Source organism: Methylobacterium sp. CM6257 (assembly GCF_054611515.1).
Genome location: NZ_CM137735.1, coordinates 4,158,543 through 4,174,441, shown reverse-complemented (window position 1 = coordinate 4,174,441; position 15,899 = coordinate 4,158,543). Strand labels below are relative to the sequence as shown.

Annotated in this window: 15 protein-coding genes; 11 read left to right on the top strand and 4 right to left on the bottom strand. The window is 72.4% G+C overall.

What is annotated here, in order from left to right; genetic code table 11:
* Positions 1-105: 105 nt before the first annotated feature.
* The 9 genes from metC to ACYCO6_RS20325 all read left to right on the top strand — a co-directional run bounded on the left by metC (position 106) and on the right by ACYCO6_RS20325 (position 9,968).
* Positions 106-1,296, top strand: coding sequence for a cystathionine beta-lyase (metC, locus tag ACYCO6_RS20365; protein ID WP_459762693.1), 1,191 nt, complete (start codon positions 106-108; stop codon positions 1,294-1,296).
* On the top strand, positions 1,293-2,723 hold the full coding sequence (locus ACYCO6_RS20360; RefSeq protein ID WP_459762691.1) for an MmgE/PrpD family protein: 1,431 nt from the start codon (positions 1,293-1,295) through the stop codon (positions 2,721-2,723). The genes metC and ACYCO6_RS20360 overlap by 4 nt, the downstream gene beginning before the upstream one ends.
* Positions 2,724-2,786: 63 nt before the next feature.
* Positions 2,787-4,520 carry an ArnT family glycosyltransferase gene (locus tag ACYCO6_RS20355; RefSeq protein ID WP_459762689.1) on the top strand — a complete coding sequence of 578 codons (1,734 nt, stop codon included), beginning with the start codon at positions 2,787-2,789 and terminating at the stop codon, positions 4,518-4,520.
* On the top strand, positions 4,517-5,284 hold the full coding sequence (locus ACYCO6_RS20350; RefSeq protein ID WP_459762687.1) for a glycosyltransferase: 768 nt from the start codon (positions 4,517-4,519) through the stop codon (positions 5,282-5,284). Before ACYCO6_RS20355 ends, ACYCO6_RS20350 begins: the two co-directional genes overlap by 4 nt.
* Positions 5,278-5,610, top strand: a complete 333-nt coding sequence (locus ACYCO6_RS20345; RefSeq protein ID WP_459762685.1) for a lipid-A-disaccharide synthase N-terminal domain-containing protein — start codon at positions 5,278-5,280, stop codon at positions 5,608-5,610. The genes ACYCO6_RS20350 and ACYCO6_RS20345 overlap by 7 nt, the downstream gene beginning before the upstream one ends.
* The gene (locus ACYCO6_RS20340; protein ID WP_459762683.1) at positions 5,607-6,209 is read left to right on the top strand and encodes a pyridoxamine 5'-phosphate oxidase family protein; all 603 of its coding nucleotides are present in this window, start codon (positions 5,607-5,609) and stop codon (positions 6,207-6,209) included. Before ACYCO6_RS20345 ends, ACYCO6_RS20340 begins: the two co-directional genes overlap by 4 nt.
* 143 nt (positions 6,210-6,352) lie before the next feature.
* Positions 6,353-7,249, top strand: a complete 897-nt coding sequence (rarD, locus tag ACYCO6_RS20335; protein WP_459762681.1) for an EamA family transporter RarD — start codon at positions 6,353-6,355, stop codon at positions 7,247-7,249.
* A gap of 50 nt (positions 7,250-7,299) precedes the next feature.
* A complete protein-coding gene (locus tag ACYCO6_RS20330) occupies positions 7,300-9,693 on the top strand; it encodes a hybrid sensor histidine kinase/response regulator (RefSeq protein WP_459762679.1) in 2,394 nt (797 codons plus the stop codon).
* Entirely contained in the window at positions 9,690-9,968 is a 279-nt protein-coding gene (locus ACYCO6_RS20325; protein WP_459762677.1) for a hypothetical protein, read from the top strand. The genes ACYCO6_RS20330 and ACYCO6_RS20325 overlap by 4 nt, the downstream gene beginning before the upstream one ends.
* Positions 9,969-10,052: 84 nt before the next feature.
* Here the strand turns inward: ACYCO6_RS20325 and ACYCO6_RS20320 are convergent, their stop codons facing one another.
* Both ACYCO6_RS20320 and ACYCO6_RS20315 read right to left on the bottom strand, forming a co-directional pair.
* On the bottom strand, positions 10,053-10,319 hold the full coding sequence (locus ACYCO6_RS20320) for a GCG_CRPN prefix-to-repeats domain-containing protein (RefSeq protein ID WP_459762675.1): 267 nt from the start codon (positions 10,317-10,319) through the stop codon (positions 10,053-10,055).
* A gap of 217 nt (positions 10,320-10,536) precedes the next feature.
* Complete coding sequence (locus ACYCO6_RS20315; protein ID WP_459762673.1) at positions 10,537-11,559, bottom strand: P1 family peptidase; 1,023 nt, start codon at positions 11,557-11,559, stop codon at positions 10,537-10,539.
* Between ACYCO6_RS20315 and ACYCO6_RS20310 the strand changes: the two genes are divergently transcribed.
* Entirely contained in the window at positions 11,501-12,538 is a 1,038-nt protein-coding gene (locus ACYCO6_RS20310; RefSeq protein ID WP_459762671.1) for an NAD(P)-dependent oxidoreductase, read from the top strand. The genes ACYCO6_RS20315 and ACYCO6_RS20310 overlap by 59 nt on opposite strands.
* A 97-nt stretch (positions 12,539-12,635) precedes the next feature.
* A complete protein-coding gene (locus ACYCO6_RS20305) occupies positions 12,636-14,354 on the top strand; it encodes a methyl-accepting chemotaxis protein (protein ID WP_459762669.1) in 1,719 nt (572 codons plus the stop codon).
* Positions 14,355-14,381: 27 nt separating this feature from the next.
* On the opposite strand, the gene ACYCO6_RS20300 is transcribed toward ACYCO6_RS20305, so the two are convergent.
* The gene (locus ACYCO6_RS20300) at positions 14,382-15,245 is read right to left on the bottom strand and encodes a S49 family peptidase (RefSeq protein WP_459762667.1); all 864 of its coding nucleotides are present in this window, start codon (positions 15,243-15,245) and stop codon (positions 14,382-14,384) included.
* Between the two features lie 226 nt (positions 15,246-15,471).
* On the bottom strand, positions 15,472-15,831 hold the full coding sequence (locus ACYCO6_RS20295; protein WP_459762665.1) for a hypothetical protein: 360 nt from the start codon (positions 15,829-15,831) through the stop codon (positions 15,472-15,474).
* Positions 15,832-15,899 lie beyond the last annotated feature (68 nt).

Genomic DNA, 15,899 nt, shown 5'->3' with positions numbered 1-15,899 from the left:
GCGGGACAGGCGGCACGTCCGGGCCGCCGAGCTGGGCCTTCGGCTTGACCTCGCCGGGCCGGGGGCGCTTCGTGCGCCGGAGCGCAACCCGATCGCCGAGCCCCGATGTCCCTGAAGCCTTCGCCCGAGTCCAAGCAGAGTTTCGCGCCCGCCACACGCCTCGTCCATGCGGGCCGCGATCCGGGGGAGCAGCACGGCTTCGTCAACACGCCGATCTATCGCGGCTCGACGGTGCTCTACCCGACCTACGACGCCATCAAGCACCGGCGCGGGCGCTACAATTACGGCACGTCGGCCACGCCCACCATGGACGCCCTGACGTCGGCCTGGACGGAGCTCGCAGGCGCCGCCGGGACGGTGGTGACCCCCTCCGGCCTCGCCGCCCTCACGGTCGCGCTGATGGCCGCGGTCTCGGCCGGGGATCACCTCCTCGTCACCGATTCCGCCTACCGCCCGACCCGTCAGTTCTGCGACGGCGTGCTGGCCCGCTTCGGCGTCGAGACGACCTACTACGATCCGACCGTCGGGGCGGGCATCGCCGAACTGATGCGCCCGAACACCAGGGCCGTGCTCGTCGAGGCGCCCGGCTCGCAGAGCTTCGAGATGCAGGACGTGCCCGGCATCGCCGCGGAGGCGCATACCCGCGGGGCCTGCGTGATCATGGACAACACCTGGGCGACGCCGCTTCTGTTCCCACCGCACGAGCGCGGGGTCGACATCGCCGTCGAGGCCGGCACCAAGTACCTGAGCGGCGGCTCGGACCTTCTGATCGGCCTGACCTCCGCCAACGCGCAGTACTTCCCGGCCGTGCGCCGCACCTTCGACCATTTCGCCATGTGCGCCGGCGCGGAGGACATCTTCCTGGCCCTGCGGGGCATGCGCACCATGTCCTTACGGCTGCGCGAGCACGGTCGTGCCGGGCTTGAGATGGCCCGATGGCTCCAGGCGCGGCCGGAGGTGCTGCGCGTCCTTCATCCCGGCCTGCCGGAGGATCCGGGCCACGCGATCTGGAAGCGCGATTTCTCCGGCGCCTCCGGGCTGTTCGGGGTGATCCTCAAGCCGGTGCCCGAGGCCGCGGTGGCCGCCATGCTGGACGGCCTGCAGCTCTTCGGGATGGGCTTCTCCTGGGGCGGTTTCGAGAGCCTCGTGATCCCGTTCGACTGCACCGCCTATCGGACCGCCACCACATGGTCTCCGGGGGGACCGGCCCTGCGCTTCCACATCGGGCTGGAGGACACGGCCGACCTCAAGGCCGACCTCGACGCCGGCTTCGCCCGCCTGCGGGCCGCTTCGTGACCGCACCGAGCCGGCGCCGTCTCATCCAGGGTGCGGGCGCGCTCACCCTCGCGGCTGCCCTGCCGGCCGCCGCCGAGGCCGACGTCACGGGCCGGCTCGCCCGCTACATGGCCGACGCCCGGGCGCAGCCGCTGCCGCCTGAGGTGCTGACCGCCTGCAAGCACCGCATCCTCGACACCCTGGCCGCCATGGTCTCCGGCGCCCGGATGCGGCCGGGCGAGATGGCACTGGCCTATGTCCGCACCCTGGGCGGAACCGAACAGGCGGGAGTCGTGGCCTCCGGCTTCCGCACGACGACGGTCAACGCGGCGCTCGCCAACGCCATGTGCGCCCACGCGGACGAGACCGACGATTTCGAGCCGGTCACCAAGGCCCATCCCGGCTGCGCCACCGTGCCGGCGGCCCTCGCAATGGCCGAGCTGCACGGCAATTCCGGCACGGAGTTCGTCCAGGCGGTGGCGCTCGGCTACGATCTCTGCTGCCGCCTCCTCCTGGCGCTCGGACCCGACCTCGTGCGCGGAACGCACCGCAGCGCCGAGGGCACGAGTTCCACCTTCGGGGCGCTGGGAGCCGCCGCCGCGCTGGCCCGCCTCGACGCGCAGGGCATGCGCTTCGCGCTCTCCTACGCGGCCCAGCAGGTCTCCGGCCTGTGGAGCTGGGTGCGCGACAAGGACCATGTCGAGAAGGCTTTCGACTTCGCCGGCATGGGCGCGCGCAACGGCGTCACGGCCGTCGGGATGGTGGAGGCGGGCCTCACCGGCGTCGCCGACGTGCTCGACGGGCGCCACAACCTGCTGAACGCCCTCTCCACGGCGCCGAAGCCGGAACTGATGCTGGAGGGGCTTGGAAGCCGCTTCTTCGTCACCGAGACGGCGATCAAGACCTTTTCGGTGGGCTACCCGATCCAGTCGCCCCTTGACGCCACACTCGCGCTCCGACAGCAATACGGCCTCACGCCCGAGACCGTGCGCCATATCCTGGTGAAGGTGCCCACCGATGCTGTCGGCATCGTCGGGTCGAGCGCCATGCCGGATGTCAGCTGCCAGCATCTCGTGGCGCTGGCGCTGGTGAAGGGCGCGGTGTCATTCTCCGACAGCCACGATGCCGGGCTGATGCACGATCCCGTGATCGCGGCGCAGCAGGCGAAGATCGAGCTGGTGGGCGATCCGGCCCTGATGGACCCGGCCGCCCCGCGCGGCGCTGTCGTGGCGATCACCCTCGCGGATGGCCGGGTCGTGGAGCACCACACCCGGCATCCACCCGGCACCAAGGAGAACCCGCTCAGCACCGATGCGGTGAACGCCAAGGCACGGGACCTGATGGGACCGGTTCTCGGATCCGACGCCACGGAGCGCCTGATCGCGCGGGTGAACGCTCTGGAGACGGTCGGCGACATGCGCGAGTTGCGCCCGCTTCTCGCCTCCTGACGCATGGCGGTGGCGCGGTCGTGCATTTGACGTGCCCGCCCGATCCTGATTGACCGGCCGGGCATGACCACGAGCCTCTCCGCCGGCGGCACGCCGCGCCTCGCCCCTGCCGACCGGATCGGCCGCGGGCTCGACGCGCTGAGCCTCACTCATGCCCGGGCCGTGGCGGCCCTGCTGGCGCTGTGCCTCGTCCTGTTCCTGCCGGGCCAGATCTCGCTACAGCCTATGGACCGGGACGAGCCACGCTTCGCCCAGGCCTCGAAGCAGATGCTGGAGACGGGCGACCTCGTGGATATCCGCTTCCAGGGCGAGGCGCGGCACAAGAAGCCGGTGGGGATCTACTGGGCCCAGGCCGCCGCGGTGGCGGCCGGCGAGGCGCTCGGTGTCCCGGAGGCGCGCTCGCAGATCGCCCTCTACCGCATCCCGTCCCTGGTCGGCGCCGCCGCCTCGGTGCTCCTCGCGTATTGGGCCGCGCTCGCCTTCCTGCAGCGCCGGTTCGCGCTTCTCGCGGCGGCTCTCTACGGCGGCTGCCTGATGCTCGCGGCCGAGGCGCATCTCGCCAAGACAGACGCCGTGCTCGTCGCCTGCGCCACGGCGAGCCTCGGCGCGCTCGCCCGCGCGTGGCTGGCATCCCGCGAAGACCGGGCCCCGGTGGGCCCGGTCTTCGCGGCCTTCTGGCTCGGCATGGCGCTGGGCATCCTGGTGAAGGGGCCGATGGTGCCCGTGTTTATCGTCCTGCCGGCCCTGATCCTGTCGGTGCATGCGCGCTCCGCCCGCTGGCTCCTGGCGCTGCGGCCCCTTCCGGGCCTCGCCCTGACTCTCCTTCTGGTAGCGCCCTGGTTCGTGGCCATCGCCTGGAAGAGCGGCGGCGCCTTCTACGCGGAGGCGGTGGGGCACGACATGCTGGGCAAGGTCGGCGGCGCGGCCGAACGGCACTGGGGGCCGCCTGGGGCCTACGCGCTCGCCTTCTTCGCCATCTTCTGGCCCGGGGCGGCCTTCGCCGCCATGAGCCTGCCCTTCGCGTGGCGGGCGCGGCGCGAGGCCGGCGTGGCCTTCCTGATCGCCGCGGTGCTTCCCGCTTGGCTGATCTTCGAGGCGGTGCCGACGAAGCTGCCCCACTACGTCCTGCCGCTGATGCCGTGGCTCGCGATCCTCACCGTCCTGGCCCTGTCCCGGGGGGCGCTCGATCCGCGCCTGCGGGGCGCCCGCCTGACGGCCCTGCTGATGCCGGCGATCCCGGTGGCGCTGACGCTCGGTCTCTGCCTCGCCGGCTGGCGCCTCGATGCCCATACGATCCCGTGGCCGGCACTACCGCTGCTCGCCGCCGCCTGCGCGGTCGCGGCACTCGCTTGGCTGGCCTTCGCCAGAGGGCCCGCGGAGGGTGCGGCCGAGCGTGCCCTGGTCCTCGGCGTGCTGGCCGCCTGCCTGCTCGGCCCGGGCGTGCTGGGCCTGGCACAGCTGTCGCTGCCGGCCCTCAAGGTCTCGCCGCGGCTCGCCGCCCTGCGCGACCGGATGCCCTGCGCGAACCCGCAGGTCGCGAGCCTCGGCTACCGCGAGCCGAGCCTCGTCTTCCTCATCGGCACCAACCTCGACCTCCCGCCGGACGGCTCCGCGGCCCGGCAGTTCCTCGAGGGCGACGGCTGCCGGCTTCTCTTCGTCGAGGCCCGTGACCGCGACGATTTCAATGCGGCCTGGCCGGTGGGTCGCGGGGCGCCCGCGCCCATGGCCGAGGTCGAAGGCTTTAATCTCAACACCGGCCGGCGCGTCTTCGTCACGGCCTATGCGGTGATCCCGTGAGCGCCGCCCCGCGTCTCAGCGTCGTCGTGCCGGTGAAGAACGAGGCCGGCAACATCGCGCCCTTGGTCGCCGAGATCGAGGCCGCCTGCGCGGGCCTGACCTTCGAACTGATCTACGTCGATGACGGCTCCACCGACCACACGCCCGCGGCCCTGGCCGCCGCCCGCTCGGGTCGCCCCTGGCTGCGGGTGCTGCGCCACGCCCGGAGCGGAGGCCAGTCGGCGGCCGTCCGCAGCGGCGTGCTCGCCGCACGGGGTGATGTCGTCGCGACCCTCGACGGCGACGGCCAGAACGACCCGGCCTTCATCCCCGTCCTGCTCGATGCCCTGGAGGCGGCCGGGCCGGGCGCCGGCCTCGCCCAGGGCCAGCGGCGCGGACGCAAGGACGGGCGCTTCAAGATGCTCCAGTCGCGGATCGCCAACGGCGTGCGCGGGCGCATCCTGAAGGATGCCACCCGCGACACCGGCTGCGGACTGAAGGTCTTTCGCCGCGCCGTCTATCTCCGGCTGCCGTATTTCGACGCCCTCCACCGGTTCATGCCGGCCCTGGTGGCCCGGGAAGAATTTGCCGTGGTCCTCCGCGACGTGGTCGACCGGCCGCGCTTCACCGGCGTGTCGAATTACGGCCTGTTCGACCGGCTCTGGGTCGGGCTCCTCGATCTGGCCGGCGTCTGGTGGCTCATCCGGCGCAAGCGGCCCGACCCGCGGCCCGAGGAACTCGCCGCCCCGGCGGGGGCGCCGGCGGACCAGGACGTCGGATGCTGATCCAGCTCGCCCACGACCTGCCGGCCTATTTCTACGACGTGTTCGTCACCCGGCTCGATTTCTGGCTGGTCTTCGGCATCGTCGCCCAGGTGGTGTTCGGCTCCCGCTTCATCCTGCAATGGATCGCCAGCGAGCGCGCCGGCCGGAGCGTCATGCCGCTCTCGTTCTGGTTCCTGTCGATCCTCGGCGGGCTCATGACCCTGGTCTACGGCTTCGTGCGGCGCGAGCCGGTGATCATCATCGGCCAGGGCCTCTCCACCGGCATCTATCTGCGCAACCTCGCGCTGATCTTCCGGGAGCGCCGGCGGAAGCGGGGCGCCCCATGAGCCGCGCGCCGCTCCCCGCCTTCTACGACGATCTCGACGCCACCTGGGCCGAGCTGTGGCGACTTCTGGCGGACGGCGCCGAGCACGGGCGCAGCGGGTTTCACCGACCGACCCTCGCGACCCTCGGCGCGGACGGCGCCCCGCGGCTGCGCACGGTGGTGCTGCGCGCCGCCGGCCGGGACGCCGGCGTCCTGCGGTTCCACTGCGATCGCCGCTCCGACAAGGCCGCCGAGATCCGGATAAACCCAGCCTGCGCGCTCGCCGCCTACGACGAGGCCGCCAAGGTCCAGATCCGGGTCGAGGGCCGCGCCGCGCTCCATACGGACGATTCCGTGGCGGAAGCGGCCTGGGCCGCGTCCCGGGCGATGAGCCGGATCTGCTATGGGGTCGAGCCCGGCCCGGGCACCGCGCTGCCGGCGGGTGGCGCCTACACGCTGCCGGACGAGGCGTCGGCCGACGCCCGGGGCCGCCCGCACTTCGCCGCCGTGGTGGTGCGGGCCGAGCGCCTGGACTTCCTCTACCTCGACCGCCGCGGCCATCGCCGGGCCGCGTGGCGGCGGACGGAAACCGGCTGGGTCGGCGGCTGGGTCGCGCCCTGATCGGAGGTCGGGCGCAGAGCCCGCGCAGTCACCGCCCCGGCCTTCGGGATGGCAGCCTTGCGTCGTTCCCCCTGACGCGCGCTGGCCACCCGGGCTAAAGCCCCGACGCCCGGCAGCCCATCCGGGCCGACCGGGAGGAACCCGTGGGCCTCGTCTACGCGCTCGCCGCCTATCTGAGCTGGGGCCTACTGGTCCCGGTGCACTTCCGACTGCTGGGTGCCTACAGCCCGAACCACATCCTGGCGGAGCGGATCGTCTGGTCGAGCCTGTTCGCCGGCACGCTGGCCCTGATCCTCGCGGCGCGACACCGGTTCAATCTCCCGCGACCCTTGCAGCGGCGCCACGCCCTCCTGCTGCTCTCGGCGGCGATGATCGGCATGAACTGGCTCCTCTACCTCTACGCGGTCAGCAGCGGGCACCTGCTCGACGCAAGCCTCGGCTACTACATCAACCCGCTGGTCAGCGTGGCGCTCGGGCGGGTGGTGCTCGGCGAGAGGCTCCGGCCGATGCAGGCCGCCGCCGTCGGCATCGCGGCCGCGGGCGTGGCCGCCGCGGTCGTGTGGGCGGGCGAGCTGCCCGCCATGTCGCTGTCCCTGGCCGTGACCTTCGCGCTCTACGGGCTCGCGCGGAAGGTCGCCGGGGTCGATGCCCTGGTGGGGTTCCTCGCCGAGACGCTGCTGCTCCTGCCGGCCGCGATCACGTGGCTCGCCCTGACCCCCGAGCCGTTCCTGCCGGCAGACCCCGCCAGCCTCGCGCTCCTGATGCTGACGGGGCTCACCACCGCCCTGCCGCTGATCTGGTTCGCCGCCGCCGCGGTGCGGCTGCGGCTCACCACCCTCGGGCTGCTGCAATACGTCGCCCCGACCTGCCTGCTCGGCCTGAGCGTACTGGCCTTCGGCGAGCGCGTGCAGCCGCCGCGCGCCCTGATGCTCGCCCTGATCTGGGTGGCGCTCGTCCTTTACACGGTCGACGCCCTGCGGCTCCGGCGGACGCCCGCACCCGCTCCGATGCCGTCGGATCCGGACGCGATGCGTGTATAAGAAATACCGAGAGGCCGCCGCGGGGCGGATGCCGGGACATCGTCGGGCCGATGAGCGAGACTGAGGGCGGCGCGCAGGCCGTCACGGAGGCCGACTACAGGATCCTCGCCGAGACGCTGCCGCAGCTCGCCTGGATCGCCGAGGCTGACGGCACCATCATCTGGTACAATCAGCGCTGGTACGATTACACAGGGACCTCCCCGAAGGAGATGCGCGGCTGGGGCTGGCGCGCGGTCCACCATCCCGACCATGTCGCGGCTGTCACCGAGCGCTACCAGGCCGCGATCACCCTGGGACGCTCGTGGGAGGACACGTTTCCCCTGCGCGGTCGGGATGGCATCTACCGTTGGTTCCTGTCGAAGGCGCTGCCGCACCGGGACGCCTCGGGCCGCATCCTGCGCTGGTACGGGACCAACACCGACATCACCGGCCGGCGCGCCGTCGAGGAGCGTCTGCGCCATTCCGAGCAGCGGTTCCGGGCGCTGGTGGACGCCTCGGCGGCGGTGATCTGGAACACCGACGCGGCCGGCGAGCTGACGCCGCCGCAGGTCCGCTGGAGCACCTATACCGGCCAGACCGAGGAGGCGTACCAGGGCTGGGGCTGGCTGGACGCGGTCCATCCCGACGACCGGGGCCATGCCGCCGATGCCTGGGCGGCCTGCGTGGAGTCCCGCGAAACCTACGAGGTTGAGTATCGCCTTCGCCGCCACGACGGGGCGTGGCGGACCATGGAGGTGCGCGGCGTGCCGGTGCTCGCCGAGGACGGGACCCTGCGCGAGTGGGTCGGCACCTGCGTCGACGTCACCGAGCGCAAGGAGGCCGAGGAGGCGGTGGAGCGCGCCCGGCAGGCGGCCGAGGCGGCCAACCGGGCCAAGAGCCAGTTCATCGCCAATATGAGCCATGAGCTGCGCACGCCGCTTTCGGCGGTGATCGGCTATTCCGAGATGCTCGGCGAGGAGCTGGAGGATATCGGCCAGGCCGCGCTCCTGCCGGACCTGCGCAAGATCGAGGCGGCGGCCCGGCACCTGCTGTCGCTGATCAACGACGTGCTCGACATCTCGAAGATTGAGGCCGGCCGCATGACCGCCTCCGCCGAGACGTTCTCGGTGGCGGACCTGCTCCGGGACGTGTGTGACTCCACCGGCTCCCTCATGGAGAAGAAGGGCAACCGCTTCGTCCTCGACGCGGGCGAAGCGGGGGACACCGATCTGGGATCGATGCACCAGGACCAGACCAAGATCCGCCAGTGCCTCGTCAACCTGATCGGCAATGCCGCGAAGTTCACCGAGAAGGGTACGATCACCCTGACGGTCCGCCGTCACCGGGAGGAGGCGGCGGACTGGCTGTCCTTCGCGGTCCGGGACACCGGCATCGGCATGAGCGAGGCGCAGATCGGGCGCCTGTTCGAGCGCTTCGTGCAGGCCGACGACTCCACCACGCGCCAGTTCGGCGGCACGGGGCTCGGGCTCGCTATCACCCGGGCCTTCTGCCGGACGATGGGCGGCGACATCGCGGTCGCCAGCACCCCGGGAGAGGGGTCGACCTTCACGATCCGCCTGCCCGTGACCCTCGTGCCGGAGGACGCAACCCCGGCCGAGACCGAGGCCCACCACGCGCCGGTGGAGCCGCACGAGCAGCACGAGACGGTCCTGCTGGTGGACGACGATCCGGCCGCCCGCGAGCTGCTCCAGCGCTTTCTGGAGCGCGAGGGTTTTCATGTGCGGAGCGCCAATGACGGCCGCGCCGGCCTGACGCTCGCCCGGGCCCTGAAGCCGCGGGCGATCCTGCTCGACGTCGAGATGCCCCGCATGGACGGCTGGGCGGTGCTCCACGCCGTGCGCAACGATCCCGACCTCGCCGGGACGCCGGTAATCATGACCTCCGTGGTGGCCGAGCAGGGTCTCGGTCAGGCGCTCGGAGCCACCGACTATTTCGTCAAACCGATCGACTGGGACCGGCTCAAGGGCCTGATGGAGCGCTACAGGCCGGAAGCGCCGGGGGAGGCCCGCATCCTCGTGGTCGACGACGACCCGGATGCGCGCGAGCGCCTGCGCCGATCCCTCGGCCGGGAGGGCTGGACCGTCGACGAGGCGGAGAACGGCCGGATCGCCCTGGAGCGTATCAGCCAGGCGCGGCCGAGCCTGATCCTCCTCGACCTGATGATGCCCGAGATGGACGGGTTCGGATTCCTGCGGGCGCTGCGCGCCCGGCCGGACGGCGACGTGCCCGTGGTGGTCCTCACCGCCAAGGAGATCACCACCGCCGAAAAGGAGAGCCTGAACCGGCAGGCCGACCGGGTGATCGCCAAGGGCTCCATGAGCCTCGCCGAGATCGGGCGGCAGCTGCGCCTTCTTTACGCGCGCTCGGCGATGGAGCCGGTCCCAGGGCAATTGCAGGGCTTGATCGACCGACTTGCAGAGAAAGACACGAGGGACAGACGATGAGCGATGGGATCGATCCGGACAAGGCGGTGGCGATCCGCCTGCGGGCACGGCTGGCGGTGGTGGAGCGGGCGGCGTGGTTCGGGCTCGTCCACGCCATGAAGACGCGGCCGGCTGAGACCGAGGCCTACATCGCCTCAGAGCGGGCGCGGTGTGCGGAAGGCTTCGGCGCCCGCGGCTGGGCCAAGGACCTGAGCGACGCCGAGCGGAAGATGCTCGCCGACGAGGTCGATTCCGGGCTGGCGCAGCTGCTGGAGGATGCCCGGGCGGAGATCTAGGGCTCCGGGCCGAGTCCGGCCGCCTTCAGCCACTCACCCCAGCGGGTTGACGCCGCCCGGCAAGACAGGCGGCGTCGACGAGCCTTAGCGGTGGCAGTAGCCGCGGGGACCGCGGTACAGGCCCGGCGGGCATCCGCGCGGAGCACCGGTGAGCGCACGACGCATGGCACCGCGCGGACCGTGGTTGAGGCGGCAGCCACCATACGGCCCACGATGGGCACCGAACCCGCAGCCACCGCGCACGAGCACGATCGAGGCCTCGGCGCCGGTCAGGGGCGCCACGGGCATCGCCTGCGCTGCGCCGGCGAACAGCGCTACGGTCCCGGCGACGATCAGGCCGGTCATCCTCATCAGCATCCCTCCCGATTGGAACGAGTCCTGATCCGGACCTCGCCGGATCACGGCACGGCCTCCCCGGCCGCCGCCGGTAACCGGATCGGGACGATTTCGTTCCGTCTTCCGACACGTGGTTCCGGGATCCGACGGCGTGCGGTCGGGGCCTGCCCCTTGTGAGCGGGGCGATGAATGCGCGGACCGGGTCGTCCGCGCGATCCGGGCGGGCGCGGGATCAGGCGGCGAAGAGGTCGCGCCAAGCCGGCGGCAGCCCCGACGCCGCCAAGGGCGGCGCGGGTGGATGGCCCGGCAGGCTCGCAGCGGTAAACACGCCCCTCGCCACGGCGCGGGCCAAGACCCGGGCGGCGGCATCGCCGAGACGGGCGACGTCCGTCACGGGGTCGGCGAGCGGCACGGCGCCGGTCGCCACGGCGAAAACGAGGTCGCCGTCGAGGGGCGTATGCGCCGGGACGAGGGCGCGGGCCAGTCCGTCCTGGGCCGCCACCGCGAGGCGGCGGCACTGCGCCTTGGTCAGCGCCGCGTCGGTCGCCACCACGGCGAGCGTGGTGGCGCCGCCGGGCAAGACGCGGGCCGGGAAGGCGAGCGCCTCCGGGGGCAGCCGGGCCGGTGAACCCAATCCGCCGAATTCTGCTCCTTCCTCGAAGGGCGCGGCCCAGAAATGCGGCCCGTCGCCGATGGTCGCGCAACCGAAGGCGTTCACGGCGGCGAGGGCCCCGAGCCGGAAGCCCGTGCCCGCCACGAGGGCGGAGGCGGATCCGATCCCGCCCTTGAGCCGGCCCGTGCGCGCGCCGGTCCCGGCTCCCACGGAGCCCAGGGCGAAACCCACCTCTGCCGCCGCGGCGGCGGCGAAGCCGAGCTCGCGGTAGGGCGGGTATCGGCCCCACGCCTTGTCGCCGCCGTTGAGGAGATCGAACAGGATCGCGCCGGGCACGATCGGAACCCGCATGTCGCCCACCGGAAAGCCGCGCCCGTTCTCGGCGAGCCACGCCGTGACGCCGGCAGCCGCGTCGAGCCCGAAGGCTGAGCCGCCCGACAGGACGAGAGCGTCGATCCGCTCCACCGTACGCTCGGGATCGAGCAGGTCGGTCTCGCGGGTGCCGGGACCGCCGCCGCGCACGTCGACGGAGGCGACCACAGGCGTGTCGAACAGGATCGCGGTGACCCCGCTGGCGACCGCCATGTCACTCGCGTGGCCCACACGCAGGCCGGGAATGTCGGTGATGCGGTTGCGCAGCATGGTCCGAGCTTGCCACGCTCCGGGATCGGCGCAAATCGGTCGGGCGCCGTTGACCCACGGTTCGGGTTTCCCAGGTTGGCAGACGGCAGATCGCGTCGAGGAGCACGGCATGGACGTCGGATTCATCGGAATGGGCCGGATGGGCCGCGGCATGGCCGCCAACCTCGCGCGCGCCGGCCACAAGGTCCGCGCCTGGAACCGCTCGCCGGAAGCCGCGCAGGGCATCGAGGGTGTCACGCCGGTGGCGAGCGCCGCCGAGGCCTTCGCCGGTGAGGCCGTCATCACCATGCTGGCCGACGACGCGGCCCTCGAATCCGTCATCGTGGCCGGCGGCCTGCTCGACCGGCCGGAACGTCCGGGCGTGCATATCGGCATGAGCACGGTCTCGGTGGCCCTGGCGAAGCAGCTCGCCGCCGTGCACGAACGCGCCGGCGTTTCCTACATTTCCGCCCCGGTCTTCGGGCGGCCGGACGTGGCCGAGGCGGGCAAGCTCAACATCGTGGCGGCCGGCGAAGCGGCCCTGATCGACCGCGTGGCGCCGCTCCTCGATGCCATGGGCGCCAAGACTTGGCGGTTCGGCGCGGATCCGACGCGCGCCAACGCGGTCAAGCTCGCCGGCAACTTCATGTTGATCTCGGCCATCGAGGCCATGGCCGAGGCCTGCGCCCTCACCGAGGGGCACGGGGTCCCGGGCGCCGACTTCCTCGACCTGATGACCAACACGCTCTTCGCCTCCCCGGTCTACAAGGGCTACGGCGCCTCGATCGCGCAGAACCGCTACGAGCCGCCCGGCTTCATCCTCAAGCTCGGCGCCAAGGACGTGCGGCTGGCGCTCCAGGCCGCGGAAGGCGCGGGCGTGCCGATGCCCTTCGCCAGCGTCCTGCGCGACGGTCTGATCGAGGCGATCAGTCACGGCGACGGCGAGAAGGACCTCGCCGCCCTGGCGCGGGTCTCTGCACGCCGCGCAGGGCGGGGTTGAGTTTGGGCGTGCCGTCGCGTCTTGGCTGCCGACTTAAACGCTCCGTTCAACCAGAGATCACAGTGACCGCACACACACTTTGTGCGGATACAAGTACATGTCCCGACCCTCTGTCTCGCTGCATGCGATGACGCTGTCCACCAAGGTCATCTTGCTGGCGATACTGGCGGTGACTCTCACTGCAGGCGCGATCTGGATTACCGTGTCGCGTCAGACATGGTCGCAGATGGAGGAGCGGCAGCGCGCCAACGGCGAGCGCAACCTGCGGACTCTGGCCCTCGTTCTGGCGGCGCGGGTTCCGGGAGCACAAGCGGAACTCACGGGCACGCGCGTCGGCCGGGTGACCGCGCCGAGCCTGTCGGGTTTCGCGGATGCAGCCGCGGTGGACGATGCGGTGGCCTATTCCGGCGGCGTCGCCACGGTGTTCAGCTACGAGCCGGCTACCGACAGCTTCGTGCGGCGCCAGACGACCGTGCGGCGCGAGGACGGCGCGCGCGCCGTCGGCACAACCCTGGCCGCAGACAGCCCGGTCCAGGCCGCGGTGCGGGCTGGCCGGCCCTACGAGGGGCCGGCGATGCTGTACGGACGCCGCTATCACACCGTGTACCAGCCGACGCACGACGCCGCCGGGGCAGTGAACGGCATCCTGTTCGTCGGGCTGCCCATCGAGATGTATTTCGACGCCCACGCCCAGACGATGACGAGCCTCAGCGTGGCCGCCCTGGTCATCGCGGTTATCGCCTGCGCCCTGGTGGGGCTGGTGGCCGCCCGCCTGTTCCGGCCATTCGCGGCGATCTCGGGCCGGATCGAGGCACTGGCGGCGGGCGACCTGGAGACGGCGATTCCCCATGCCGGGCGCGGCGACGAGATCGGCGCGGTGGCCCGGTCCCTGGAGGTGCTGCGCACGGCCGGCCTGCGGACGCGAGAGCTGGAAGGGCTGCAGATCGCCGGCGCGGCCGACGAGGCGCGGCGCCGGGCCGGGCTCGACCGGGCCATCGCGGCCTTCCGTGGGCAGATCGACGTGCTGAAGACTGCGCTCACCGCGAGCACCGGCGCGATGCGCGCCCGGGCCAGCGAGATGGCGGCCAGCTCCGCCGAGGCGGAGGTCGCCGTGGCGGAGACCGAGCGCGGCTCGCACGAGACCTCGGCCAGCGTCCAGACCGTGGCGAGCGCGGCCGAGGAGCTTTCCGCCTCCATCGGCGAGATCGGCGCCCAGCTCGACCAGGCCGAGGCGCTCGTGGCCACCGCGGCCGCGGAATCGGAGGCGATGAACACCGATATCGCCGGCCTCGCAGAAGCGGCCAAGCGCATCGGCGACGTGGTCGGGCTGATCCGTCAGATCGCCGAACAGACCAACCTGTCGGCCCTCAACGCGGCCATCGAGTCGGCCCGGGCCGGGGCGGCCGGGAAGGGCTTCGCGGTCGTGGCCGCGGAGGTGAAGGCCCTGGCCGCGCAGACCGCCAGGGCCACGGAGGAGATCGGCAGCCAGATCGCCGAGGTCCAATCCTCCACGGCGGCCGCGGTGGCGGCGATCGGCCGGATGGGCGAGCGCATGCGGGCGGTCAGCGCGAGGACGGGCGGCATCGCGTCCGCGGTCTCGGCCCAGGGCGCGGCCACCGCCGAGATCTCCCGGAACGTCGCCGACACGGCCGGCGCCACCGAAGCCATTGCCGGCGGCCTGACCACAGTGGCGGGCGCCGCCCGCCGATCCGCCCGGATGGCCGCCACCGTCACAGAGGCGGCCGAGACCGTGGACAACGTCGCGGCGGATCTGGAGCGTGAGATCGAGCACTTCCTCACGCAGGTCGCCGCCTGAGGCGGGGAGGGGACGCCGGGCGCGCCGTCAGAGCCCGTAGCGGGCGAAGGCCGCGCGCTCCTCGAAGGCCGCGATCGCGTCCTCGGCGAAACCGCCTCCGATCCCGCCCGGCGCGCCGCCGCGCCGCAGCAGGCGGGACAGGAGGCCGCCGCGCGCCTCGGCCACGAGGCGCAGATCGACCTTGTCGCCGAACCGCGCCCGCATCGCGGTGCGCACGTCGCCCAGGGCATCGACGAGGCCCAGCGCCAGCGCTTGCCGCCCGGTCCAGACCGCGCCGGTGAACAGGTTCTCGGTCCGGGACAGGGTCGGGCGCCGCGCCGTGACGAGGTTCGTGAACAGGTCCTGGACGTCGGCCTGAATGCGCTTCAGGCGCTCCACATCGGCCGGGTCCTCCGGGCGGAACGGGTCGAGCATCGACTTCGCCTCTCCCTGCGTGTGCACCCGGCGCTCGACACCGAGCTTCTCCAGCAGGCCGTGAAACCCGAAACTGGCCGAGACCACGCCGATGGACCCGACGATCGAGGTCGGGTCGGCGACGATCTCGTCGGCCGCGCAGGCGATCATGTAGCCGCCGGACGCCGCCACATCCTCCACGAAGGCGATCACCGGCAGGTGCTTCTCCTCGGCCAGGGCCCGGATGCGGCGGTGGATGAGGTGCGACTGCGCGGGCGAGCCGCCGGGCGAGTTGATCACGACCGCCACCGCCTTCGCGCCGGGCATCGCGAAGGCCCGCTCCAGGCTCCCCGCCACCGCGCCGATCGAGAGGCCCGGGCGGAGCGGCGAGACCGCCCCGATGGTTCCGGAGAGCCTGACAACGGCGACACGCGGGCGCCGGTCCCGGAAACGGCGCGGCAGGATGGCCCGGAGGGTGTCGGGAAGCGCGAGCGGCATGGAAGTCTTGGAAAGCTCTCGGGAGGCCCGGACGGGACGCGGCCCGGGCGATGCCTCCGGAAACTGGGCGTTCCCGAGCCGCAAGCAAGGGCGGTGCGGCGGCAGGCCAGGCCGTTGCGGGCCGTCTGCGCAGTCAGGACGGATCGAACCGTTTGCCCACCTTGGCGGTTCCTGCCGACGGCGCGACGGTCGTGCCGCCCCGGACCAGTTGGTTCCGTCCGGGCGCTTACACGGGAGAGTAACGATGCGACCCTGGCCCTTCCTGGCCCTCCTCGCCGCGCTGATCGGCGGTCTGGCGGGCGCGCCCGCGCGCGCCGCGCCGCTTCCTGTCCCGGCCACCGCCGAGGCTGCCGCGCCCGCCCCCGCGGTGCAGCAGGTTCGCTGGCACTACCGCCGCCACTGGCACCGGCGCCATCATTGGCGGCGTCACTGGCATCATCGCCGCCACCATTGGCATCGCCGACACCACTGGCATCGCCACCACGCGCATCGCCGCCACTGGCATCGTCATCACGCGCATCGGCCTCACTGGCAGCGTCATCACGGGCACCCGCACCCCGTCTCGCGAGGCCGCCATCTGGGCCATCGGAACCTCACGTTCTACTGAGCGGCGCAACCCGCGCCCCGGCCGGATCGGGCCGGGGCGCGGCCTTG

Excerpts from the sequence above, each read along its gene's own strand:
- ACYCO6_RS20295 (WP_459762665.1), bottom strand. The coding sequence starts at position 15,831 with ATGGCCCAGATGGCGGCCTCGCGAGACGGGGTGCGGGTGCCCGTGATG.
- ACYCO6_RS20300 (WP_459762667.1), bottom strand. The coding sequence starts at position 15,245 with ATGCCGCTCGCGCTTCCCGACACCCTCCGGGCCATCCTGCCGCGCCGT.
- ACYCO6_RS20355 (WP_459762689.1), top strand. The coding sequence starts at position 2,787 with ATGACCACGAGCCTCTCCGCCGGCGGCACGCCGCGCCTCGCCCCTGCC.
- ACYCO6_RS20315 (WP_459762673.1), bottom strand. The coding sequence starts at position 11,559 with ATGCTGCGCAACCGCATCACCGACATTCCCGGCCTGCGTGTGGGCCAC.
- ACYCO6_RS20340 (WP_459762683.1), top strand. The coding sequence starts at position 5,607 with ATGAGCCGCGCGCCGCTCCCCGCCTTCTACGACGATCTCGACGCCACC.
- ACYCO6_RS20305 (WP_459762669.1), top strand. The coding sequence starts at position 12,636 with ATGTCCCGACCCTCTGTCTCGCTGCATGCGATGACGCTGTCCACCAAG.
- ACYCO6_RS20310 (WP_459762671.1), top strand. The coding sequence starts at position 11,501 with ATGTCACTCGCGTGGCCCACACGCAGGCCGGGAATGTCGGTGATGCGG.
- ACYCO6_RS20330 (WP_459762679.1), top strand. The coding sequence starts at position 7,300 with ATGAGCGAGACTGAGGGCGGCGCGCAGGCCGTCACGGAGGCCGACTAC.
- metC (WP_459762693.1), top strand. The coding sequence starts at position 106 with ATGTCCCTGAAGCCTTCGCCCGAGTCCAAGCAGAGTTTCGCGCCCGCC.
- ACYCO6_RS20320 (WP_459762675.1), bottom strand. The coding sequence starts at position 10,319 with ATGAGGATGACCGGCCTGATCGTCGCCGGGACCGTAGCGCTGTTCGCC.
- ACYCO6_RS20345 (WP_459762685.1), top strand. The coding sequence starts at position 5,278 with ATGCTGATCCAGCTCGCCCACGACCTGCCGGCCTATTTCTACGACGTG.
- ACYCO6_RS20325 (WP_459762677.1), top strand. The coding sequence starts at position 9,690 with ATGAGCGATGGGATCGATCCGGACAAGGCGGTGGCGATCCGCCTGCGG.